At 65.3% G+C, this 24241-nt stretch carries 17 protein-coding genes and 2 pseudogenes; 5 read left to right on the forward strand and 14 right to left on the reverse strand.

Translation table 11 applies throughout. The features are described from left to right. Positions 1 to 30 precede the first annotated feature (30 nt). The 4 genes and pseudogenes from AB0F52_RS30935 to AB0F52_RS30950 form a co-directional block, all read right to left on the reverse strand. The gene (locus tag AB0F52_RS30935) at positions 31 to 3330 is read right to left on the reverse strand and encodes a phosphodiester glycosidase family protein (protein ID WP_360178714.1); all 3300 of its coding nucleotides are present in this window, start codon (positions 3328 to 3330) and stop codon (positions 31 to 33) included. Positions 3331 to 3435: 105 nt separating this feature from the next. After that, positions 3436 to 4149 carry a maleylpyruvate isomerase family mycothiol-dependent enzyme gene (locus AB0F52_RS30940; protein WP_360178717.1) on the reverse strand — a complete coding sequence of 238 codons (714 nt, stop codon included), beginning with the start codon at positions 4147 to 4149 and terminating at the stop codon, positions 3436 to 3438. A gap of 49 nt (positions 4150 to 4198) precedes the next feature. Then, the gene (gene ndk, locus AB0F52_RS30945) at positions 4199 to 4609 is read right to left on the reverse strand and encodes a nucleoside-diphosphate kinase (protein WP_013228487.1); all 411 of its coding nucleotides are present in this window, start codon (positions 4607 to 4609) and stop codon (positions 4199 to 4201) included. A gap of 200 nt (positions 4610 to 4809) precedes the next feature. Further along, a pseudogene (locus AB0F52_RS30950) lies at positions 4810 to 5607 on the reverse strand (alkaline phosphatase D family protein); the annotation flags it as partial. Between the two features lie 58 nt (positions 5608 to 5665). On the opposite strand from AB0F52_RS30950, the gene AB0F52_RS30955 reads away from it, so the two are divergent. Together AB0F52_RS30955 and AB0F52_RS30960 are read left to right on the forward strand one after the other, a co-directional pair. Continuing rightward, positions 5666 to 7255 (forward strand): recombinase family protein, encoded by a 1590-nt coding sequence (locus tag AB0F52_RS30955; protein ID WP_360178721.1) that lies wholly within the window; start codon positions 5666 to 5668, stop codon positions 7253 to 7255. 130 nt (positions 7256 to 7385) lie between these two features. Further along, positions 7386 to 8552, forward strand: a complete 1167-nt coding sequence (locus AB0F52_RS30960; protein WP_360178724.1) for a hypothetical protein — start codon at positions 7386 to 7388, stop codon at positions 8550 to 8552. 38 nt (positions 8553 to 8590) lie between these two features. Here the strand turns inward: AB0F52_RS30960 and AB0F52_RS30965 are convergent, their stop codons facing one another. From AB0F52_RS30965 to AB0F52_RS30995, 7 genes are all read right to left on the reverse strand, one after another. Next, positions 8591 to 9151, reverse strand: coding sequence for a hypothetical protein (locus AB0F52_RS30965; protein ID WP_360178727.1), 561 nt, complete (start codon positions 9149 to 9151; stop codon positions 8591 to 8593). Between the two features lie 39 nt (positions 9152 to 9190). After that, the gene (locus AB0F52_RS30970) at positions 9191 to 10291 is read right to left on the reverse strand and encodes a Swt1 family HEPN domain-containing protein (protein WP_360178730.1); all 1101 of its coding nucleotides are present in this window, start codon (positions 10289 to 10291) and stop codon (positions 9191 to 9193) included. A gap of 620 nt (positions 10292 to 10911) precedes the next feature. Further along, entirely contained in the window at positions 10912 to 13278 is a 2367-nt protein-coding gene (locus tag AB0F52_RS30975; protein WP_360178733.1) for an FtsK/SpoIIIE domain-containing protein, read from the reverse strand. Then, positions 13271 to 14152, reverse strand: coding sequence for a hypothetical protein (locus AB0F52_RS30980; RefSeq protein WP_360178736.1), 882 nt, complete (start codon positions 14150 to 14152; stop codon positions 13271 to 13273). Before AB0F52_RS30980 ends, AB0F52_RS30975 begins: the two co-directional genes overlap by 8 nt. After that, complete coding sequence (locus tag AB0F52_RS30985; protein ID WP_360178739.1) at positions 14149 to 14487, reverse strand: hypothetical protein; 339 nt, start codon at positions 14485 to 14487, stop codon at positions 14149 to 14151. The genes AB0F52_RS30980 and AB0F52_RS30985 overlap by 4 nt, the downstream gene beginning before the upstream one ends. Then, positions 14484 to 14816 (reverse strand): WhiB family transcriptional regulator, encoded by a 333-nt coding sequence (locus tag AB0F52_RS30990; protein WP_360178741.1) that lies wholly within the window; start codon positions 14814 to 14816, stop codon positions 14484 to 14486. Before AB0F52_RS30990 ends, AB0F52_RS30985 begins: the two co-directional genes overlap by 4 nt. Positions 14817 to 15214: 398 nt before the next feature. Continuing rightward, on the reverse strand, positions 15215 to 16552 hold the full coding sequence (locus AB0F52_RS30995) for a helix-turn-helix domain-containing protein (RefSeq protein WP_360178743.1): 1338 nt from the start codon (positions 16550 to 16552) through the stop codon (positions 15215 to 15217). A 452-nt stretch (positions 16553 to 17004) separates the two neighbouring features. Between AB0F52_RS30995 and AB0F52_RS31000 the strand changes: the two genes are divergently transcribed. Both AB0F52_RS31000 and AB0F52_RS31005 read left to right on the forward strand, forming a co-directional pair. Beyond that, a complete protein-coding gene (locus AB0F52_RS31000; protein WP_360178745.1) occupies positions 17005 to 17403 on the forward strand; it encodes an Imm1 family immunity protein in 399 nt (132 codons plus the stop codon). Between the two features lie 846 nt (positions 17404 to 18249). Continuing rightward, complete coding sequence (locus tag AB0F52_RS31005; RefSeq protein ID WP_360178748.1) at positions 18250 to 19131, forward strand: helix-turn-helix transcriptional regulator; 882 nt, start codon at positions 18250 to 18252, stop codon at positions 19129 to 19131. A 267-nt stretch (positions 19132 to 19398) separates the two neighbouring features. Here the strand turns inward: AB0F52_RS31005 and AB0F52_RS31010 are convergent, their stop codons facing one another. Continuing rightward, positions 19399 to 20145 carry a hypothetical protein gene (locus tag AB0F52_RS31010; protein ID WP_360178751.1) on the reverse strand — a complete coding sequence of 249 codons (747 nt, stop codon included), beginning with the start codon at positions 20143 to 20145 and terminating at the stop codon, positions 19399 to 19401. Positions 20146 to 20340: 195 nt separating this feature from the next. Then, positions 20341 to 21108: pseudogene (locus tag AB0F52_RS31015) on the reverse strand (alkaline phosphatase D family protein); the annotation flags it as partial. Positions 21109 to 21232: 124 nt separating this feature from the next. On the opposite strand from AB0F52_RS31015, the gene AB0F52_RS31020 reads away from it, so the two are divergent. Then, positions 21233 to 23605 carry a penicillin acylase family protein gene (locus AB0F52_RS31020; protein ID WP_360178754.1) on the forward strand — a complete coding sequence of 791 codons (2373 nt, stop codon included), beginning with the start codon at positions 21233 to 21235 and terminating at the stop codon, positions 23603 to 23605. Positions 23606 to 23626: 21 nt separating this feature from the next. Here the strand turns inward: AB0F52_RS31020 and AB0F52_RS31025 are convergent, their stop codons facing one another. Beyond that, a complete protein-coding gene (locus AB0F52_RS31025) occupies positions 23627 to 24196 on the reverse strand; it encodes a TetR family transcriptional regulator (protein WP_360178757.1) in 570 nt (189 codons plus the stop codon). Positions 24197 to 24241: the final 45 nt, after the last annotated feature.

Consider the following 24241-nt stretch of genomic DNA (forward strand, 5'->3'; position numbering starts at 1 on the left):
AGGACCCGCCACCGACAAAAACCGAGCGGATTAGCCGCGGACCGTCACGACCAGCGTGGCCGTCACCCCGTTGACCGTCACCGACAGCCGCGCGACCCCCGGCCGCAACGCCGTCAGCACCCCGGACGCGGGATCGAACGCGACGACGCCCCACGACACCGCCCAGCCGGCGCTCACCGGGTACGACACCGGCACGTCCCGCGTGCCCTGCCGCACGGAAGCGCGGACGACCGCGCGTTCGCCGCGGGCCAGCGAAGACGGCCCCGACAGCGAAAGCGAGTCCACGTTCGGCCGCGTCTCGAACCGCACCGGCTGCGCGCGGTCGGCCGGGTCGACGCGCAGCAGCGTCCAGCCGACGAACCCGCCGTCGCCGGGCGCGGCCGCGGGCGCCTTGCCCGAGTTGCCGTTGACCAGGTACGGCACCCCGTCGACCCGCGACAGGGAGAACACGCCGGCGTGCGACGCCACGGCGGCGGCCGGTTTGCCGGACGCCTGCTCGAACCCGGTCAGCCACTGGGTCAGCAGGGTCGCCTCCTTGCGGTCGCCGAGCTGGGAGTTCCCGGTCGGGCCCGGGTCCTCGACCGGGTGGTGCATCGCGACGATGACCCCGCGCACGGACCGGTCGGCCGCCGCCGAATCGAGGGCGGAGCGCAGCAGCCGGACCTGGTCGAACCCGCCGGCCCGCAGCGAGCCGCGGGAGGAGTCCAGCAGCACCAGCCGGATGCCGCGGACGTCGACGACCTGGTGCGTGACCCCGAAGGCGGCCTGGAAGTTCGCGAGGCCGTTGCCGGCCTCCGCCTCGTGGTTGCCCGGGACGTAGTACCAGGGCACCTTGCCGTCGAGCTCGTCGGTGATCACCTGCCGGGCCAGCACGAAGTCGGGCGGCGTGCCGCGGTCGACGAAGTCGCCGTTGATCAGCACCAGGTCCGGTTTCGCCGCGACGGCTTCGCGCAGCGCCCGCCGGGCCTGGGCGACCAGCGGCCCCGCCGGGTCGTCCGCGGTGAACTGGGCGTCGCTGACCACCGCGACCCGCAGACCGCCGGTCAGGACGCCGTCGGTGACCAGTGCCGGGTCGTGCGGGGCCGGATCGGCGGGCACGGCGGTCGTCGGCGCCACCTCGAACGTCAGGTCGTCGAACCCGAGCCGGCCCTCGTACTGCTGGTCGGGCACGTTCTCGACGGCGTAGAAGCGCGCCAGGCGCTGTCCCGCGGGCAGCCCGGCCGGGATCGCGGCCGTGACGTACCGCCAGCCCGTCCAGTCCACGCTCAGCGAAAGGTCCACAATGGACGCCACGTTCGCGGCGTCGCGCAGTTCCGCCCGCAGCCACGCGCCCTTGCCGTCGCCGTTCACCCACAGGCCGATCTTCTGCGTGCCGCCGGGAACCGGAAGCGGCGAGGACGGCGTCACGTAGGCCGCGCGCGTCGCGGTCGTACCGGTCAGCCGGTAGTCCAGCGCCAAGCCGGCGCCGCCGTCGTGGCCCGGCGCCGCGGAGAGCGCCGCGCCGACGACCGCCGGGAACACGGTGGCCGCCCAGCCCGCCGGACCGTCCAACGGCGACGCCACCTGCGCCACGGTGCCGACCGACGCGGCCAGGTGTGTGGTCAGGCCGGCGGCCGAAGCGGTGATCGCCGAAGCGCCGGAGGAGGTCAGCGCGGTCACCGCGTAGCCGTCACCGGACGGCTCGACCCGCACGACCGAGGGGTCGTAGTCGAGCTTGACGTCGCCGGGCTCGAGCCAGGTGCCGTAGCCGTCGGCGTCGTAGCCGTAGACCTTGAAGGTGCTTCGCGCGCCCGCGGCCGAAAGCGCGACCTGCTCGGTGCTCGTACCGAGGCGAACCGGCTTGCCCAGCACCGCGAGCGCCGCCTTCCCGGATGCCCGGCCGGAGCGCGCGACGACGTCGACGGCACCCGCGCTGTGCCCGGTGACGACCCCGCGTGTCACGGTGGCCCGCCGGAGGTCCGACGTGCTCCAGCGCGGGTCGGCGGCCACCGCGGCGCCGGTTTCGTCGTGGCCGTCGGCGATCAGGTGCCGGGTCAGGCCGGACAGCACGCGGTTCGCGTCGGTCGTCGCGACGGCCGGCGCCGGAGCGAAGCCGGCGAGCCGGCCGCTGCCGGGCACGGTCGTGACGCCGATCCCGTTGGGCACCAGGCGTTCCCCGCCGTCGGACGGCGCGTTCCGGACGCTCGGCGCGGCTTCGCCCTCGTTGCGCGCGAGGAGCGTCGACGACCCGCCGCCGTCGAGGTTGAGGGCGTCGTCGGCGCCGAGGCTCTTCATGTGCCGCGCCAGTTCGAGCTCGGTCATCCCGCGGCTGTCGGCCTGCCGTCCGTCCACGGTGGCCAGCCACAGCTTCCGGCCATCGGCGGAGAAGCCGACCGCTGTCCGCGGGTGCATGGCGACGTCGTCGACCGGCTGCACGACGCCGTCGCGGAGCAGGACTTCGTTGCCGCCCACCGCGACCGCGATCTTCCCGGCGTCCGAGCGCGGCGCGTAGGTGACGCCGACCGCGTCACCCGGCCGCAGCGCGGCGAGCGCGTCCGCCCCGGCTTCCCGGGCCAGCAGCACCGTCGTCCCCGCCGCGATCGGGCCGTCGGCGGGCGCGGTGCGCACCTGCGTGACGACGCCGTCGCGCACCTCGACCTCCCGCACCCGCGCGGCGCCCGCCACCGATGTCCGACGGCCCGAAGCGCCCCACAACGGCGTGTAGACGCCGATCGCGTCCGCACCGAGGACCGGGCTGTTGAAGTTGGTCGCCGGCACCGTGCCCCCGGGCAGCGTCACGGTGGCTTCGAGGAAGATCGACGCGAGCTCGGCCTTGCCCGCGTCGGTGATCGACGCGGTGAGGTTGTGGCCGGCGGCGGGGGCGGTCTGCAGCTGCCCGCGGTCGATGCCGACGCCGATCGGGGCGCCGGTGGCGTTGATGTCGAAGAAGTCGCCGTTGACGCCGGCCACCGCGCCCGCCCGCGCGGCCTGCTGCGACAGCGGTGTGCGCGCGGAAACCGTCCCGGGGCTCAGGTACGTCGGCTTGAGCACCTTGCTGCCCAGGTCGACGGCCAGGGTGTCGCCGCGGATCCAGCCGGCCGGGTCGAACCGGTCGAACTGGGTGAGGTTCAGGCCGGGCGCGACCTCGGTGGTCGCGCTGCCGGTGACGAGCCCGTCGTCGGGATTCGCGGCGGCGAAGGCGGCCGGGCCCTGGTGGTCCGACGACGCGGCCGGCGCGGCCTCGACCGGTGGTGTGCCGAGCGGTGCGGCGAGGGGGTCGGCGTGGGCCGGAACGACGAACGCCGTCGCGAACAAGGCGACGAGCGGCAGCGCTGCGCGTGACTTCTTCACCAGGTACCCCAGTATCGAGTGAGAGTGAGCCGGACCAGCACAGCGCAGCGGCACGGCCGGGGGAAGACTTCCCGGTGAACGCCGCCTGAATGGTCTAGAACACCCTTAAGGGGTCAGCGGTGCGGCGAGAAGCGCTTCCGCGGCCTCGCCGGTGGCACGCGGGTCGGGCCCGGAGCGCTTCCACAGCCGCAGCAGGAGATCGCGCGCCGGCCCTTCCACCCTCGCGCCGCCGGAAGCGGCGGGGCCCAGGGCGGGCGGCTCGCCGGGGTGCACGGTCCAGACGTCGCCGGTGTCGGTGGCGCGCAGGGTGACCGGCCCGGGCAGCTGGGGAACGGCGTGCCAGCGCGTCACGCGCGGCAGCATCGCGCCGAGGACCTCGTCGACGCCGTCCGCGGCCACGGCGGGGTCGAGCGCGTGGTCGCTCCCCGCATCGGCGAGGTGGACGGCGGTTTCGTGGACCTGGCGGCGAAACCAGAACGCCTTGGTCTTCTCGGTGCCGCCGAAGTGCCAGCACCGGTCTTCAGGGGTGGCCGCGGCCAGCGCGTCCAGGAGGATTCCGGCGCTCTCGGCGTACCAGGACGCCAGATCGGCGCCCGGGCCCCGCTCGAAGTCCTGCGGGTGGGATTGACCGGTGGTGACGACGGTGGCGGCCCATCGGTGCACGTTCCCGAGGTGGGTGCCGAGGTCGGCCAGCGTCCAGCCCACGCAGTCCGGCACCTTCGCCGCCGGGTCGCCGGTGCGCAGCCGCTCCGCGAAGGCGCTGGTCAGCTCGCGCAGCACGGGCAGGTACTCGCGGGCGGGGAACGGCATCGTCGTCATGGGGTCTCCCGGGAAACCGGGGCCGCGCGGTACGCGGCCCCGGTGCCGATCACAGGTCGGGGAACCAGAGCTTCAGCTCACGCTCGGCCGACTCCGGCGAGTCCGAGCCGTGGACCAGGTTGTACTGGGTCTCCAGCGCGAAGTCGCCGCGGATGGTGCCCGGGGTGGCCTTCTCGACCGGGTCGGTGCCGCCGGCCAGCTGGCGGAACGCGGCGATGGCGCGCGGGCCCTCGACGGCGAGCGCGACCAGCGGGCCCGAGGTGATGAACTCGAGCAGGTCGCCGAAGAACGAACGCTCCTTGTGCTCGGCGTAGTGCTCCTCGGCCAGCGCCTGCGGGACGGTCCGCAGCTCGACCGCGGCGAGCTTGAGGCCCTTGCGCTCGATCCGCGAGATCACTTCGCCGACGAGGCCGCGCGCGACGCCATCGGGCTTGACCAGGACCAGCGTGCGTTCAGTCACGACGGTGTTTCTCCTTAATACTTTTTCGGGGGTCCGGGTGGCGGAGCCCCCGGCTCGGGGCGAAGCCCCGGATGTCATTGGTACGGGTGCGTATCGGTGCGCGCGAGCCTAGCCGACCCGGTCAGCGGCCCGGGCCGAGGTCGCGAATGACTCATTCGGGACGTGGGAGGTCCCGAATGAGTCATTCGCGGCGTCCGGCGTCAGCGCCCTGCCGGGTGCAGTGTCTTCGACCACAACGACGCTCCGGTGGCGTCGCGGAGATCGACCGTGAGGTCGCCGCTCGCGCCGTCGACGTTCAGCTCGCCGAAGTGCTGGAAGCCGTCGACCGGGGCCGTGTTCGCCGCCGGCGGGGCGTGCACGAACACCGCCTGCGGGCCGAACGTCGGGTCCAGCGCGTTCGGCCCGAACGCGCCCGCGTTCAGCGGCCCGGACACGAACTCCCAGAACGGGTCGAAGTCCTGGAAGGCGGCCCGGTCGGGTGAATAGTGGTGCGCCGCGGTGTAGTGGACGTCGGCGGTCAGCCAGACGACGTTGCGGACGCGGCGGCGCTGGATTTCCCGCAGCACCCAGGCCAGTTCGGTCTCCCGCCCGCCCGGCGCGCCCGGCAGGTTGTTCGCCACGGCCTCGATGTCGGTGCCGTCCGGGACGACCAGGCCCAGCGGCATGTCGGCCTGGACGATCTTCCAGGTGGCCGTGCTGCGGCCGAGCGCGTCGGCCAGCCAGCGGGCCTGCGCGTCACCGAGGATGTAGCCCGGCTTGGTCCGGTCCGCCGTGTTGGCGTTGCGGTAGGTCCGCATGTCCAGCACGAAGATTTCGAGGCGGGACCCGTAGCTGAAGCTGCGGTAGACGCGGCCGTCGACGGCCCGGCGCGAGTCGATCGGGTGCCACTCGTGGAACGCCTGGTACGCCCGCGGCGCGAGGACGTCGACGCGCTTCTCGGTGTAGGCCGGGTTGTCGAGGATCTTGCCCGGGTACCAGTTGTTCAAGACCTCGTGGTCCCACCAGGCGCGTCAACCAACTACACTGGCAAGGCGTCTACCAGCGAGGATACCGAACATGAGCGCACCGGCACCCCGGAAGAAGCGGCGGTTCAAGAAGCAACTCAGCGAGCGGCCGGCGGTTGTCCCGTTCGACCCTGAGGGCGACGCAGCGTTGTGCTACGTCCGTCAGTCGCACTTCTCGGACGAGAGCACGTCCAACGAGGTCCAGACACGCGACACGCAGCGATGGGCGAACGCGTACGGCATTCCGATCGTTGCGACCGTGTCGGACCTGCACGTCTCCGGGGACTTGGAGCCCGACAAGCGTGACGGGCTAAGGCTCTGGTTGTCGGATGCGGCGCCGCAACCATGGAAGACGTTGGTTGTGTCGAAGCTGGATCGCCTAGTTCGCAACGTCATGGACGCTCTCACCTTGCTGGAGTGGCTGAGGGCGCGCGGGAAGCGACTAATCTGCATTGCAGAGGGCATCGACTCCAGTAACTCGATGTCTGAGTTCATGATCACGCTGATTGCCGCGTTCGCCCGTATGGAACGGGAGCGCATGAGGGAGCGTTTCCGCTCAGCCAAGGCTGCCCTCAAAGAGGCTGGGCGCTGGGGCGGCGAGGGCCACATTTACGGCACCATGCCCGTAGAACTGCCTGGCGGTGGTTGGGTTCTCGGACTTGACCAGTACGCCGTCAAGATCCTTCACCAACTGTCCAGGATGGCACGGGCGGGCGACGGCCTAACTGACATGTGTCGCTGGCTCATCGAACGGAAAGTCGTAACGCCGAGGGATCGACAGTTGCAACTGGGAGCCGAGCGACGTGGACAAGACCCAACCACTGTCGAACTAAAGGGCTATAAGTGGCAGGGAAACACGCTTGGCCGCCTTCTGACAGATCCCGCTCTGGTCGAATTCGGCATCTTCGAGCCAGCCGAGCAGGCAGAGATCATAGCCCGACTCGCAGAGAAATCTAAGCGAAAGACACGCGGCAGCAATCGACCATACGAGTTTTCAGGTATCCTGGTATGTCCAGAGTGTCTTGAAAACCTATGGCATCGCCTTACCGTAGTTAAGAGGACAGGCAAAGACGGAAGTCCTATCGAATATCAGTACAGGTTCTGGCAATGCCCGTCACGCAAACACGGCCCAGCCATGAAGGCCGAAGAAGTGGAACCACTAGCCACGCAAGCATTCTACAAAATCTTCGCGATGGTCCCAGTGCGCGAACGAGTCATCTTGCCGCCAACCAACCATGCCAACGAAATAGCGAAACTGGAACGCGAGTACGGCAAGTTGATGTCCGAGGTTGCTCGGGCCAAGTCACTGGAAGCTCGACGCCGAATTATGAACGACGGAGAGAAGATCCTGGCCGATATTGACACATTAAGGACCCTTCCAGCCGAACCAGGCGGAGTGCAGTGGGTTGCCACCGAGCGAACTTGGCAGCAAGAGCTAGCAGGGATGACACCGGAGGATCGCCGTATTCGGTGGCTCGAACTGGGTTTTAGATTCGCCGTGCAAAAACGATCAGATGGCGCATGGTCTGCCGGCTGGCGTTTGCCGGAAGGATGGCGGGAAGCAATGCCGGAGCTTTCTGAACATTTTGACGAGATTTCCAGAACCAGCAAAACCATCAAGATTACCAAACCCCTGCACTAATTGCAGCGTTGAACGCAGGGCGATCGCAGCACTTGCCATCGACAGACTTCATCGAACTTCAATTCCAGCTGAATTCTTAATCCCAGAATCCACAGTAACACTAAATGCTTAACTGAGCTATAATGATCAGATGGCCAACCTTGCAGACTCACGCAACAAGTTCTACGCGAAACACAAGTTACCAAAGCAGGGGAGTTTCTGGTACGAGGTGATACGACGCCTCGACCAACTCGACAACGCTTCGGCAACCTCTCTTGAATTTCACCGCACATGGAGACCAGATCGCTCAAATTGCCCAGAGTTGACGTCGCATGTGGAGCACTTGATCGACAGCCTTCCAGCGGAATGGAGAGCGGCCGCCAAATCAATTTTCGTCGGCAGGATTATCAACGCCGAAGCAAACGCGCAAGCCTGGACTGAACGTCAAGCCGGAATCATTGAAATAAACTTGCAATATACCTACATCTTAAACAGCTACGTAGTCGCATTCGACGAATTCACGCGCGTAGTGCGAACATTGATCGGGGACATCGTCAACGAACAAGGCGATAATCCCCAGTGGGTTGAGCGCCTTCATCATCAACTCTATGAGCCCTGGGACTACCTGGATAGTTCACGGCAAGAATGGATTGATTCGAAAATAATCGGCGGAACGAATAGGAAGCTTACTTCGAAGATAACCGCCAAACGGCGAGCCACTCTTGAAGTGGCCGAAGAGTCCTGCGAGATGTTCATTGTTGGCCATGAGCTCGCGCATCACCTTCTAGGCCACACCACCTCATCGTCAAAAAACCGCAAGGCAAAGCGCGCAGTTGACGAGGCCATACAGGGGGCCGACATTTGGAATGAATTAATTAAGCTGACCTTACCGCAGAAGCGAGAAATTCACGCTGACATTCTTTCATTCCTGATGATAGCAGATTCTATCGAGCGTGCGGCTAGCTTTAGCAACATCTACAGAGCAACCCTGGGAAGCACACTCTCCCTTCTTGCATTAACCCATGTCAACGAGGCGTGGCTTGAAGATGATTCAGCCTCCACGCATCCCGGGTTTGACGTACGCTTCAAGATTATATCCGAACTCGTTAAGTGGCTTTCAGCAGATCGCAAAAGAGAACCCCTCGGCGATCATCCATTGGGGTTACTTGCGCAACTCACCGGCTTTTGTGCTATCGCTCTGCGCGAATGGCTAAGCAGACGCTACCCAGACGAGTTTACGAAACCGCATTTGCTCAACTGGATATCATGGCTCCTCGACGAAAGTGCCAGAATCGAATCCGAGCTACCAGGCCAATAGACACCGTACCTTGACTGCGCAAGAAGTTCAGAAGCAAGTCAAGGAGTCTCGCGGGACGTCTCAGCCTTGACGAGGCCATAAAGCGGAGAAAGACTGCGCAGTACCACTTGACCGATGCCTAATAGTTCCAGCAAGGCAGGCTCTTTTCCGAAGAATACTAACACCTCAGCAGTATCGTGAAGGGTAGCGTGTTCAGGACTTTTCGGACTGCCAGCGTGTACCCCACCCGCGACATTCGCCCCATACAAGATCAAATCCTTTACAGTAAAAGAATGCGGCCGGGTGTAACCAGCATGTCGACGAAGAAAGTCATCTCTTGACAGGGTCTTCGTTCCAATTGGCAAAGGTGAATCTAAACCTTCAAAAGGCGGCTCCGGCAGATCCTGATCCGTCATACTCGCAGGATATGACGAGCGAAACGTGACCGAGACCCGATACTCTCGATTTATCTGCGCATACAGCGGCTGAGCATCGAGAATCAACTGGCGCAGCAAGGCCGAAATTCTAAGTAATTCATAGTCGCTGATATTCGATTGACCTTTTCTAACTAATCCATCCAACTCTTCGAGCGCACTAACAAAAAGTCTCTTGCGGTTCATTGTTCGCCCTCCATCCTCGACATAAGCCGCGCCATCTTCTTAGCAGTCCGCAACGAAGACACCGCCACCGGATTGGAATATGGATATCGGAACAGTTGCATCCTCGACAACGCTCCACAGACTCTGACTCAACACGCGAAAATCAAGACGCTGCGCTTTCTGCACCCACACTTCTCTCTCCTTGTTGTCGAAGGGATCGTCTAGCTGAAATCCAGGAGAGCCGAAGCGTGATGCGTACAGAACAGAATCAAATGCCCTTCCGACGGCATCGGAAATTTTCGAGGAATCATCAGCACCGCTGAATGTGAAACTTGCCACCGATGGCTCAATCAGTAGATGAACAATCAGGGGTCGAATAGGAGCCACTTCGCTCCACAGTCTTCTCGGATCAATTACACCCGACCCTCCAACATAGAACTCGGCGTGCCATAATAGCCCAGATGACTCCTCCAGGGAGCTTCTCCACTCCCCCCATGGTCGCTTGCTAACATGCAGACTAAACCGTGTGTCGTACTGCCGATAGGCATGATCTAGCAGACGATCTGCGTCGCGATGCTCTCCCCGCATCCAACCTTTTACAACAAGGTTAGCATCATCCGAATCCGGTATCGCCTGTCTATTATAGGAAGCGCAAGCACGGAAGGCGCCCAGCTCAAGGTCTCGAAGAGTTTGTTCGATTCTATTTAGATCATCACTATGCGGACGCCGCACATGCCCAATTCGGTGACGTATCCGCTTTAGTTCTTCCTGACGTCCATTCCATGATCGCTTCTCAAGTAGAGCATACGAAAAGAGGTCCCAGTTTCTTTCAATTACCTCAAGGAGTTGACTGTAGTCGAGGTAAGCCAGCGGGTTCTCGTTATCCACTCCAGTCATATGACTGAACGCCGCATCTTGACTTTGCCTACCAATCGCAGCTTTCACCGAGTCACCCCACTTCTCGCCGTGACGTGCTCGAAGCTCCACGTACACAAGATCGCGTAGCCAACCTTCGAGCTGCCACCACCGTCCATAGAGCGCAAGCGATCGCCACGGCATCCATGACGGCGCGGCCGCGTTGAGCGCAACCGCAGAAGCGGGATCAGTGGGCAGCTCCACGCCACGACTAACATCATCCTCGCCAACTCGCTCAAGGTCCATGCCGTCAGGTTTACAGCACGGAGACTCCAAAGTGACGGAAGAATGGGCATGTCGCCTATCAGGATGCCGACAGTCTGGGGTTGTAGATTTCCATCCAAAACCAACTCTCGACAGACTTGCGCAACCGTCGGTGCGGACGGTGTTGCTCAACCCCCGGCGCTTCCCAATGGCAGACGCCCTTCGCCGCACAGCGAAGGGCGTCTGCAGTCACTTCCGGGATGGCTGCGCCCGGAGCAGCGCTTCACATGTCGTGGTGATCCTCGCAGCCACCTCCTGCAGGTCCGCGCCGCCCACAGCCATCCACGGACCTCCGTCCGGCCCCATCATGAGCGTTACTGAGAGATCGTTCGGCTCGGACGGTGGTGAGCCGTCTACGGACCGTTGGGACCGTGCTGCGGCGGTGCTCTGTTTGGCGCGCCGGGGCAGGTCGCCGCCCGACTGGCCTCGGCCGTCCGGGCTGTGGGCACGGTCACCTCCTGAGGTGTTTTTCTCGAACGACCCGTCAATGAGGGTCGGACGGCCAACCTCTGTGTCGCGCTGTTGGTCATGTTCGCTTCCTTCTGGGTCGGGCTGGGTGAGTTTCGGCCGCGTGCGTATGGGGTGATTGGGCAAAAGAGCGATCACCTCCTCTCGCCGGGCCAGCGGGGAGCCGGGGAAGGATCCGTATCGGTCCCGGAACCACCCCGGCTTCGGCCCGATCCGGGGTCCGGCCGGCGGCAGCTCCCCGGGCTCCCCGGGCCGTGTTTACGCTGGTCATCGGGGGGAGATTGCCCAGGGGAGTCGGCGGGGAGAACTCCCCGTATCCCCTCCTCCTCCCCTGCAGCGGTTCCCGCTTCCCGACGAGCGAGGGCAGCGGTAACGTCGGCGGCGCGCACGGTCATCACGCCGTGGGACTTACGCGCGCCAATGCCGTGCTCGGCCAGCAGCGCGGACAGTGCGGCGAAGCTCCACCCGCCGTAGTGCTCTTGGTTAAGCTCCACCAACCGCGTCAGCACCTGCTGCGTCCGCACCCGGTCATCCCCACCGATCACGTCGGCAAGGTCGGCCAGCTCGTCCACCTCCACCGGTCCGCCCGGCTCGAGTTGCGGCCGTGCGCTGGACTCGACCGCCCGGCCCATCTCCGCGATCAGAGCCAGAGCGCGGCCAACGACCGGGGTAACGTCGTCGGCCCCGTCTTCGAACGGGACGTAGAACGTGCGGACCAACTCGAACGTCTCATCGGTGATGCCGACCGCGACACAGGTTCCCCGGTCGGTATTGATCCGCAGTTCGGTCGCGCGGATACCGGCTGCGTACTTGCCCGACCCGAGCAGCCCGTCATTGGCCACCTGATCAGCCACCGAGAACGCCACGCCACACGAGACATTGCGGGTGACCTCCCGGGGGATGCTGTCCTTCGTCGGCGACTGGGTGGCCAGCAGCAGCACAATCCCGTACTTGCGGCCCCGCTTGATCAACCGCACTACCAGTTCGGCGGCTTTCTTGCCGTACTTCGGGTGCTGGAACAGCTCGTGGCACTCGTCGATCCCGCACACCAACGGGTGCAGGCCGAGCCCGGCCTTGTCGGCGAGCTTGCGCGAGACCTTCGGCGGACGACCCGGCTGCTCTCCGAGAATCTTGCCGCGTCGCTCCATTTCGGTCAGCAAGTCCGCCAGCGCAGTCGTTGCCGCTTCGGCCACGCTGTCGTCCATCCCCATTCCGTAGCGGGACAGCCGGGGCCGGAACGGTTCGAAGTCCGGGGACTCGCCCATGACGAACGCCCACAGTTCGGCCGTGGGATCCAATGCCGCGCCCAGCAGCAACGTCCGCAGCGCGGCGGACTTGCCTTGCCCGGGACGGCCGCCGATGAGCCAGTTCACTCCGACCAACGGCGCGTTGATCACCCTCCCGCGCTGCGACAGTCCGAACGGAACGCCGTCGAACACGTCGACCTGTCCATCGTGGACCAGCGGCCATTCGCCGGCCCCGCCCCCCAAGACGCCCTTGTCGGCGACCCACAGGTCAAGCACCCCGTCTTCGTCGCCCTTGGTCGGCCACGTTTCTAACGACGCCCGACCGAGGTTCGCCGCCAGCTTCGACCGACGCGCGGCGACCATGTCGGCGGTCACCCCGAGCGGCAACCGGACCTGAGCGAACGTGCCGTCACCGTCCTTGCGCGCTGCCACGGTGTAGATCAACTCCCCGCCGTCGCGGTAGAACCGGTCAAGCGGCGCGATGCCCAGATGCGCCAGCGCCTTGGAGATCATCCGTTCGTCAATCCAGGAGTCGGCATCTTCACGGTCCGGGCGGACCAGCCATCCGGCACCCGGGGCGCGGTCCCGGCCCTCGAACGCCGCCGCTACCGCCCACACCACCGGTGCCGCGATCAGCAGCAGCGGTACAGCGACCGTGAGAGCCGACCACACGGCGCCCAGTCCCATGTATACGTCGACCAGCCACGGCCACATGTCCGCCCGGTCCATCACCGAATCCACCAGCCACAGCACCCCGGCGACCGGTCCCGCGAACCGCAGCGTGATCGCCACCCGGCGCAGCACGATGCCCAGCCGCGCCCACCGCACCGTGGCATCGGACCGGATCAGCTCCTGCGCGGCGCGGCGCGCTTCGGCGTCCCCGGACAACCGAGCCCGGCGAGCGTCGGCGCGGAGATCGGCGTAGGTGGCCCAGTTCCAGAACTTGACCAGCCACCGCCAGTTCCCGCGCAGCACGAACCACACCAGCCGGAGCACGTCCACCGGAGCTTTCCGCACCCGGTAGGCGGACACCGACCGCGCCCGCAACACCGGACCGGATCGCCACACTCGGCCCGCCCAGGCCACGCACCGCTGCCACGGGCCACCCCGTTGGCCGGCTGTCCGAGGGCGCGGCTGCGGCAACGTGTCGTCGATCAACTCAGCGTCGAGCACCGGGCCGACGTGTTCGACGTCCCGGCCGCCGCTGTGGGCCAACGCGGCACGCTCGTGGTCCTCCCGGCTCGGTTCAGTCATTGCCGCGCACCCCCTTGCCGATCTCTGCAGAGAGCGCGGCGGCGAGCCGGGAGGACAGTCCCCGGGAACATCCCGTGGTCTCCCGCACCCACGCCGGGGTGATCTCCAGGCCGGGCGTCCAGGTGGCCCGGGCGTCGGCGAGGTAGTCGGCGAACAGCTTCCGCCGAGCCGGACGTTCCCGACGCGGCTCCGGTGTCACCGGTTCAGGACCTGACACGTTCGGCTCACTTGCCAGGTCGGTCGGTTCATGATCAGGCGTGTTCGGTTCGTGGACCAGCACGGCCGATCCTTGAACCCCGACCGCTTCGCCAGGCTCCGCCTGATCAGTGGCGTTCATGAACGCCACCGACACGGCGTCGGTGAGCTTGTCCCGCAGGTCGGTGACCGCTTCAGCAGCGACGAACACAACCAGCGGCGGAACGGAGTGCAGGACCACCCCGGCCGGCGACCCGGCCGCCCACGATGACCAGGTGTTCATGACGTAGGTGGCTGCGAGCGTGAGCCACTTCGCCGCCCGTACCCACGCTCCCGTGTGTACCTGGTACCGCGCGGTCACCTGCTCAGCACGCAGGATCGCCAGCAAGACCAGACACACGGTCGGATCGAGTAGCCACGCCGTCAGCCACGGCAGCGACCCGAACGCGGCTCCAGCAGCGGCGAACCACTGCACGTTGGCCGTGGTGAACGCCAACCCGAGCACGATCCCGGACCAGCACAGGCGGTCGACCTGCGCCCGGACCCGCTCCACCCGCAGCGCCACCACGTCGGGGTGGGTCTGCCAGCGACGGACGTCGGCTGCCTCAGCCGCGTCTTCGGCCAGCCGCCGCGCCCGCCCCTCCACGGCAGTTGTCTCGTTCTGGTTAGTCGTGGTCATCGGCGACCACCACCCCGGCGGCGCGGGCTGGTGGTGTCCATGGACGTGACTGTCAGGACACGCGTCAGGACGTAGGCCGCGATCAGGTCCGGCAACCCGAGGACCACTAGGACCAAGGTCGGGTTGTGCACGTGCGTGATCACGAGCCACTGAACGCCCGTGAACGCCGCGCCCGTGAACAGCACCCGCCCGGCCAGCGACACCACCCGGGAACTTGCCCGCGCCGCGTCGGCGGCCCGGCGAGCCTTGCGGGCGCTCCAGCGCCAGACCATGAACAGCGCCAGCATCACCCCGACTCCGGCGAGGATCTGTGTCGGCGTGAGATCGACCGTCATCGCGCCTCACCACCCCGACGGCGCGTCCACACCGGATGCAGGGCACGCCGATCGGTATCCGGCAGCGCGCCCCACACCCCGACCGTGTCCGGCCCGGCCGTCCGCAAGTCCAGCTCCCGACATTCGTCGATTACCGGGCACCCGGCGCACATCCCGGCAGCCAACTCCCGGTCCGGCGAGCCGTCGCCGGACAGCTTGGGCATGTCGGCCCGGTCGAACGCCCAGAAGCACAGACCGTCCCTGGTCACCACTTCGTTCAGCACGTCTTCCGGCACGTCGGCGTACCGATCGAGCTGGGAGGCCATCTCCTCGTAGTCGTAATCGGTCATCGCGCACCGCCGCTCAGCACGCGCCGCAACTCCGTCGCCGGAACTACCAGCTGGGAGCGCCGACGCACCGCACGAAGCACCCCACTGCGGATTGCGGAGCACACGCAGGACTCGGTGACACCGAGACTCCATGCGGCCTGACGGATGGAAAGAAACGCCGAAGAAGCGGCGCCATGTGTTGTGGTTTTCATCAGTATTTGACCCTTACTATTGGCTCCGGCCCTGCGGTTTGCGGGCCGCGCCATCAAGTAAGCCGTCAGCGCGAGATAGCGACTATGTCGGCGCGTGAATAAAGGATCCCACGAAGGAATATGCACAGGTCGAGGCCACGTTCAAGCCACGCAACATTCCAGAAAAGAATATTGAACGCCGAGAATATTCTCTGTCGGAATATTGCGTTACTGGGCGCGCTTGACGTCGGCGAACATCTCTCGGAAGTCCGCACCTGCGTTGGCGCCGTAGGTGTCCAACTCGTGCTCTAGCTCGCTGGACACCATGAGCAGCGTCGGACGGCTCTGACGGCCGTTCTGAAGCGCCTCGATGCCCAACGCTGCGGCCTCGTCGACGTCACCGCGCCTGGCGGCGATCACGGCGAGGGTGAGCTGCGCTTCCGCTATGCGCATGGGTGCCATCGGAACACCTTCGGGGTTGACGCTCCGGCGCATGACTTCCTCAGCGTTGCGCTGGGCAAGTTGGTCCTCGCCGACCAGTCGGTAGGTGTCCATCGCGTAGAAGTCCCACTTGTCCGGGTCGACCACAAAGTGATTATCCGGTCGCTCTGGGAACGGCAGTCGTCCCAGCAGCTCGCTGCCAGCGTCGAGGGCCTTGTGAACTTCCTCGACCATTCCCATGCGGGCATAGGCTTTCGCTTGCTGTCCGTAGAGCTGTACCGCAACGGAATGCGAGGGCGCAGCCAGAGCGCCGGACTCAGCCGCCGGAATCACGGCGCGATAGTTTCCGGCCGTCAGATGGAACCACGCCAGCATTTCATGTGCCCAGCCGACGATGCCGGGATCTCCAGCTTCCTTGCCGAGTTCCAATGCCATACGTCGGGTGGCCTCGGCTGCACGCGCGTCGCCCACGTCGTACTCAAGGCACCCCACCAGAAGCGCCAACATCCCAGCCTTGGTGAGCACCTCACGGTGCTGGCCCAGCGATAGGCGGTTTTCGAGCAGCTCGGTCATCTTGCCGAGCCACTCCTTGCCCGTCGTCATGAGCTGACGGGCATCCGCGTGCGGGTAGTCGCAGCACAGCTGCTCAACGGTGATGTCCAAGGCGTCGATGGTGGACGAATCGATTGCTGACGCACGGACTCGCCGAAGCAGTTCGAGCGTGTCCATGCCGGTGTTCACGACAAGAAGTTCGTCCCGAGCCTCGGGAGTGACCAAGCCGCTGGGCCGCGAGTCGCCGGAGTTCAGACGTTGACCCGCTGAAAGGTGCTGAAACCTCAAGCGGCTTTGGCCGGGGAAGTCGAACCAGAGCAGATGCTGAGGCAGGTGAAGAATCTTCGCGTAATTCCGGAGCGTCTCAAGGTTCTGCTCAGGCTTGCCGTTCTCCAGCTTGCTTACCTGAGCCTGAGTGAGCCCGAGCCACCGCCCCAATAGCTCTTGATTCAACGCCTTGCCGAAGAGCTGAAGGTGACGCGGGTGGTTCCGATACGCCTTGAACACCTTGCCGATGTGCTGACTTTCGAAGGCGGCACGAAACTCATCCGTCTCGAAGAACTCGTTCCTCAATTGGGCGGGAGGCGTCCGAAGCTGGTCCCGTTGCTCCCGGTGGCACTTGCTGCACAGGCGGGCCGTGTTGTCTGCGGCAAGTGCCGACCCACACCCCTGGCAACGACGGCCGCCGGAAGTGCCGGCCGCGCGATGCTGCGGACCACCGGGTGAACTCATCGGATCCCCTCGCCTTGCAGGTGCCTGCCTCCCTCTGACCAGCGTACATAGGGCGACAGGGTCTCACCAGCGAGTGAGCCGCGTCAGAGCGGAATCGCCGCTTCACCTGGCGCTATGCCGCTCTCGGCATGTCACATGCCGAGAGCGATATAGACGCGCCTGTTGCACAGCGTGACGGTTGGGGCGAAGGCCGAGCACGTGCCCGCACGCCCGGCCCTGAACCACTCCCCGACCGAACGGCGACGTGACACATGTTCCTGACAGCTTCGCTTACCACTGGCGTGGCCCGTGTCATGAGCGGAATGCTGGAATCGACTCGACTTGTCGACGAGATTCTGAGAACGGATCATGTCGACTGGGAGACCACACTTATAGTCGGGGACGTCGAATTTCACCGGAGCAAAGATGGCCCCTTCCCCGACCATCAGCTTCGGATCAGCGTCCGGCCATCGGCCGGTTTTGCGGCACTGAACTACATGGATAACCACGATCGAGAAATGCCGATCGCAAACTCTTTCAACTCGAAGCGCCCTCTGCCTGATGTGAACCTGATATTCAACGGCACAACGGGCGCAGTGTTTCCCCGCGCGGCAGCCATCACAATCCCCGATGCGCGCGCAGCCTTGATCGAGTGGCTAAACACCCGAAAACGACCAACCTGCATCGAGTGGCGTCCCTATGACTCATACTAACGACCTCGGCCAACGCTTGTTCGTGACCTGGAGTCGATGCCTTGTGGACAGCCAGGATCACGCGATCACGGATGAAGAGTTTGCGCGTGGTGTCCAGCGTCAAGAAGGATCGTTCGTTGCTCTGTGCGGACATGAGCTGCTGATCGCATCTAGCCTCATACCACCAGCTCCACCCTGCCCGCGCTGTCTTGCCTATGTTGCCGCGCGAGCGATCCTCCGCAACGCGAACACGCAGCCCAAAATACCTGCGCCCAGGAAAAGTCTGCGAAGACGGCTTTTCCGGCAGCACCGATGGTCGTCCGCCGCCGCGTGCCCTCCACATGGCGGCGGATCTGAAAGTCCGGCGGGGACGGTCTGCCCCTCGACCGCAGCCGTCCCCGCCGGACGCGATTCTCACGGAGCCGAGCGATGACGACACGACTCATCCTTGGACGCCCACTGCCGGGCGTCGCGGGCGAGACTCGCCGCGTGGTCCACGTATTCGAACTGGCGGAGCAAGAAATTTCTTCCGATCAGCTGGTCGCAATGTGCTCAGCATCGTTCAGCCCCGGCCAATTGGAGTTAATCGACCACCCCACGGGCTTGCCCTGCGAGTCCTGCTTAAGGCTGGCTCCCAGCGCTGCACCCGAGCTGCCAAGCGAAGCATGGCCATCACTCCCAGCCAGTTCGAACGGCGAGTGATATGGAACAGAAAGACCAAGAGTCGCCGCTCGATGATGCGTTCCGGCAGCTATCGAGAGAACGCAAGCCCGGCGAACCGATGACAGAAGAAGATATGGCGGCCGCGCAGCGCGTTGTAAACGCCTTTTGGCCCCGATTTCGACCTTCACGACCGCTGCCTAAACGGTGGCGCTAATAGGAGCGAAGTTGACTAAGCTAAAAACAGGACCCGCCTCGACCAAGTCCGGTTGGCCAAGCGTATTCGCACTTGGCATTGCACTCCGCCGCGCACGGATGGCGAGAAGGATCTCATTGCGAGTTCTCGCTTACCGAGTGGGTATTCACCCTGCCGTACTGTCCGCATGGGAACTCGGCGTACGCGCCCCCAAGCTTGAGGACGTCGCACGCCTACTTGGCTGCCTCCATGTCAAGAAGGCCGAATACCTGGAAATCATCGATATTTTCCGTCAGATTGACAGGCCGACGCTAATCGAACCATTCTCGGATCTTGCCAATCCGCTGCTCTGGCACTACGAGATGACCGCAACTAAAATCTTCGAATGGGCGCCTGCACTTGTTCCAAATCGTCTTCAAACCACCGACTACACTCAGGCGATCTTGGAGAATAGCATTCTCGGTGAAGATGAGGTTAGTCGCCACTCGCTCGCCTGCGCGGCACGCCCGGACATTGTCGACGGTAACAACCCAGGTACTTTTACCTTCGCCCTAGGCGAACCTTCCTTGCGAAGTATTGCCGATTCTCCACAGGTAATGCTCGACCAATTGCAATATCTACAGAAGGTCAGCGAGCTTCCCCACATCAGGGTATGCGTAGTTCGCGGTAACGCCTCCACCAACTTCGTACCATCGTTCTCGATTTACGAGTCGACCAGAACAGGCGCAACTACGGTAGTGCACCAAAGTCTTCACGGCATCGTTTACGACGCAGAGCCACGAAATGCCAATCGGTATTTGGCGACCGCAAAAGCCATACGCGCAACAGCGGCCAGTGAATCCAGCTCCATTCTGACAATCGCCGAAATCATCGACCAATTACGCCTCCGTTAGCCGATGATTTAACGCTTCCGCGTGATACTGCTGCGAATGCGACTGGGAAGACTGTTAGCTAATCCCCATTTCCGACCATTGCGTCGACAACGTCCGAGTTCCTCCCGGCCGTGCGCCCGCCTACCCATGGCAACTCGACATTAAATCGCCCAGTGAGCTCGCAGAGGAAACGAACACTGAACTTCAGTACCTCACCCGATTCACCGGCTGCGCTCAAGGACGAGGTTTGGCGAACGCCAGAGTGAAGCATTGCCATTCCGATAACGATCACAGCGATGGCGCATCAAAGAATGGTGGTTCATATCCTTGAGCCCCGACAAGAAGGGCGCCAAACTGGACGACGCGAGAGTCAAGGATATTTCCACCCTTCGCCGATGTATCCCGCGTAAGCGTGCCGTCCGAATCTCGGAGCCATCGCACACCATTTACGTCCCGGAACCGCGCCCTGACTTCGACGTACTTGGCCGCATAAAACAGCAGATCATTTCTGTCGAGGATTGGCGAGGGTCCCTTTTCTCGCCAATCCGAAGTCATCTGATACTTCATGACATGATCTGCAGACTCTTGCATCGATTCGCGAAAACTCCCGCCGTCTTCAATCGCTGCAGGCTCATCAGTTGGGGCAATATTGGTAATGTGAATACCGCGAGTTCTCTTGCCGATTCTCCACTCAACTGTCACGTCATAAAATGGCAGCTGACTAGAGTTATGATACGTGAGTACACATATCGTCTGTCCCGACTCTGGATCAGTGTTCAAACTTACCCATACTGCGAAGCGTGATGCTAATTGCTTTAGCCGGTCATCCTCCTGACGTTGCCGTTCTACCTCCAATCGCTGTTGTTCGACTTCCAGCTGCTTCAGTTGAGCGGACTGATTTCTGTTCGTCTGAATCGTCGCTCGGGCCGCAATGGCAGCGGCGATCAACGCAAGCAGCGCGATCAGTCCGGATCCAAGAGTGAACCACGCACCCATCCAGTCGGTGATCTTTGGCTCCTCGACAGCAAGTACCATGCCGATAAGTCGCCAGGACGGATTACCCCGTTGCCTTCGTGACCGATCCGAGAGGAATCCGAGACCGCCCGGGCTGCGACGTCCAGGGACAGCGAGCGGCCTAGCTTACGTTAACGCCAGAGCGAACGCCGCTATGCAATAGAGGCGGCCATCTTCGCTGGTAGAGCGGTGCTAGACTGTTGTTGGTTGACGCGCTTGGTGGTCGTCCCACTGGACGTAGGCGGGCACCTGCGCGGCGAAGCGCTTGAAGTGGTCGTCGAGCCGGTTGTACGCGTGCTGGCCGCGGAATTCGTCGAGGGTCTCGGCGACCTTCGCCTTCTCGGGCGTGACGACGTTGCGCCAGGTCCGGCCGCCGGGGAGGGTGACGGTCTCGGTGAGCGGGCCGTCGGAATACACCGTGTCGCCGCTGTGCAGGAACAGGTCCGGGCAGCGGGCGGCCATCGCGGAGAAGATCGTCATCCCGCCCAGGCCCGGGTTGATCCCCCAGTTCTGGCCGACGACGTCGCCCGACCACAGGATCCGCGCGTCGCGGCGCCCCACCGGTGCGGTGGCGAACCGGCCGGTCAGCGGCTCGCTCGTAGCGCGCCCGTCCAGGGCTTCGGCGGTGACGCGGTAGTGGTACTCGGTGCCGGGTGCCAGCGCCGCGACGCGCACGCGGCCGGTGCCGCCGCTGTCCGGGCCCACCAGCGGGCCGGGCACGCGCCGGGCGTGCCGGAACGACGGGTCCCGCGCGATTTCGACGACCAGGCGGGCCGGCCGGTCCGCGCGCGACCAGACGATCGCCGAGCCCGGCGTGACGTCGCCGGACTGGACGCCGTGGGTGAGCAGCGGCCGGTCGCCGCGGACGAGCGGGGCCGCGGCGAAGGCCGCGGACGGCACGACGAGGCCGGCGGTGACCGCGGAGGCGCCGGTCAGCCCGGCTTTGAGGAGCGTGCGGCGGGAGTGGTGGGTCGGTTCGGTCATGCGCGGTTTCTATCCCGCCGCGGCCAACACCGGCTTGCGTGCGGATGAACGAACATTGGGGTTTTCCCCCATACCCGGCGGCGATCGCCGTCGGTAGCTTGGTGATCACGACAAGGGGGTACGAATGACGCACATCCGGAAGGCGCTGGCCGTTGTGGCTGCGGCGCTGTGTTTGACCACAACGGCGATCACGACACTCGGTACCGGCGTCGCGACGGCCGGGGAGGACAGCGCGAAAGCCGTCCTGCGCTACACCGAACACGGCATCCCGCACATCGTCGCCAAGGACTTCGCCGGTCTCGGCTACGGGTACGGCTACGCGGCGGCGAACGACAACGTCTGCGAGCTCGCGAAGATCTACGTCACGGTGAGCGCGCAGCGGTCGCGGTACTTCGGCCCGGACGGCGAGGGCTATCCGTCGCTGTCGGAGGCGAAGAACAACCTGCACAGCGACCTGTTCTTCCAGCAGCTCAACGACTCCGGCGTGGTCGACCGGCTGGTCGCACAACCCGCGCCCCAGGGGCCGCGGCCCGAGGTCCGGCAGATCGTTTCGGGCTACGTCAAGGGGTTCAACGCCTTCCTGGCCCGCACCGGCCGGTCCGGGATCACCGATCCGGCCTGCCGCGGCGCCGACTGGGTCCGGCCGATCAGCGAGCAGGACTTCTACCGGCACTTCTACTCCATCGCCGTCACCGGCGGCCTGGGCTTCGTCACCGAAGGGCTGTTCGCGACGCCGCCGTCCGGCACGGCGGCCGCGAGCCCCGGCACGGCCGCGCAGTTGTCCGCGAGCCTGCGTGACGGGCTCGGCAAGGGCGGGCTCGGCAGCAACGGCATCGCCATCGGCAGCGACGGGACCGCGGCGGGCAAGGGCAGCGTGCTGCTCGGCAACCCGCACTACCCGTGGCACGACGGGCGGCGGTTCTGGCAGAGCCAGCTGACCATCCCGGGCCGGGTGGACGTGGCCGGGGCGAGCCTGCTCGGCATGCCGTTCGTGATGATCGGGCACACCGCGGACGCGGCCTGGACGCACACGGTGTCCACACCGGTCACGTTCGGCCTGTTCGAGGTGCCGCTGGCCGCCGGCGACCCGACGACGTACCTGGTCGACGGCAAGCCCGAGAAGATGACCTCCCGCGAGGTCACGGTCGAGGTGCGCCAGACCGATGGTTTGCTGAAGCCGGTCCGCCGGACGTTCTGGGCGACGCGGTACGGGCCGGTGCTGAACGATGTCGGCGGATTCCCGGTGCCGTGGACGGCGAAGTCGGCGTACGCGTTGCGGGACGCCAATGCGACCAACCTGCGCGGGTTGAACACGTGGTTCGAACTCGACCAGGCCCGCAGCACGGCCGACGTCGTCCGCGCGCTCAGCAGCACGCAGGGCGTGCCGTGGGTCAACACGATCGCCGCCGATCGGGCGGGCAACGCGCTCTACGCCGACATCCAGGTCGTCCCGCACGTCACCGACGCACTGGCCGAGGCGTGCAGCACTCCCTTGGGACGCCAGACGTTCCCCGGCGATCAACTGGCCATTTTGGACGGTGGGAAGTCATCCTGCCGGTGGGGTTCCGACCCGGGAGCGCTGGAACCGGGAATCTTCGCGCCGTCGCGGCTACCGCAGCAGCAGCGCCGTGACTACGAACTGAACACGAACGACAGCGCCTGGCTGGCGAACGCGAAGGCGCCGATCACGGGGTACCCGCACATCGTCGGAGACCAGGCGACCGAGCGCAACCCACGCACCCGGGAAGCGCTGCTCACGGCCGAAAAGGGCGGGTTCAGCACGGACTCGATGAAGAAGATGCTCTTCACCGACCACAGCCTGCTCGCCGATCTGGCGGCGGCGGACCTGGCGAAGCTGTGCGCGTCCTTCCCCGGCGGGCAGGCGCCGTCGTCGTCCGGCCCGGCGCCCGTCGGCCCGGCGTGCACCGCGCTGGCGAACTGGGACCACACGTATTCGCTCGACAGCCGGGGTTCGCTGCTGTTCCAGCGGTTCGCCACCCGGCTCGGCGGGCTTCCCCGGTTCACCGTGCCGTTCGATCCGCAGGCGCCGCTGACCACGCCGAACACGCTCAACGTCGGGGATCCGGGCATCCAGCGGGCGTTCGGGGACGCGCTCGTGGAGCTGCGCGCGGCGAGGCTTGCGCCGGACGCGCGGTTGCGGGACGCCCAGTCCGTCACCCGCAACGGCGAGCGCATCCCGATCCACGGCGCCCAGGGCTTCCTCGGGGTGCTCAACGTGATGACGCCGGTGTGGGAGCCGGCACGCGGCAACACCGAGGTCGCGCACGGGTCCAGCTTCATCCAGGTGGTGGGGTTCAGCGCGCGCGGGTGCCCGGACTCCTCGACGTTGCTGGCGTATTCGCAGTCGGCCAATCCGGCGTCGCCGTACTTCAGCGACCAGACGAAGCTCTACAGCCGGGGCGAGTGGGTGAAGGGCCGGTTCTGTGAAGCCGACATCCTGCGCTCCCCCGCGCTGCGGGTCGTGGTGCTGCGCTGACGGCCTCGGCGGAGGCGGGCGCTAGTCACTCGTCTCCGCCGACAGCGCGCGCAGATCGGCGAAGGCCTCGTCGAGGTGCTCGTCCAAGCTCCGCGCGGATTCCCGGATCCAGGCCCCGGCCGCGTGGTGGAAGGTGACCCAGCCGACGTGGGCGGCCAGCGCGGCGAGCCGGTCGCCGACCCCCCGCTCGCGCAACGCCGCCGCCAGGGCGTCGGCCATCGCCGCCGCCTTGGCCAGATCGCGCTCCCGCAGCGCCGGGGTGGCGGCGATGACCGCCAGCCGCGGTTCGGCGAACGGCCGGTTCTCCGCCAGGATCCGCCCGGCCTTCCGGAAGGCCCGGATCAGGACTTCGAACGGCGGCAGGCCCTCGGGCGCGTCGGCCACCGACCGAATCAGCTCCGCGCGCAGGGCGGCTTCGCCGTCGAACAGCACTTCGCGCTTGTCCGGGAAATGCCGGAAGAACGTGCGTTCGGTGACGCCGGCCCTGGCGGCGATCTCGGCCGTGGTGGTCCCGTCGAAACCACGCTCTCCGTACAGCTCCAAGGCCGCCTGCTGGAGGCGGCGGCGCGCTTCTTCTCCGCTGCGTGGCACGCCCTTATCTTACCGGTAGCGACAGTGACTGACACTACGAGGTAC

It is taken from the genome of Amycolatopsis sp. NPDC024027 (assembly GCF_040638975.1).
In the GTDB taxonomy this organism is placed as follows: Bacteria; Actinomycetota; Actinomycetes; order Mycobacteriales; family Pseudonocardiaceae; genus Amycolatopsis.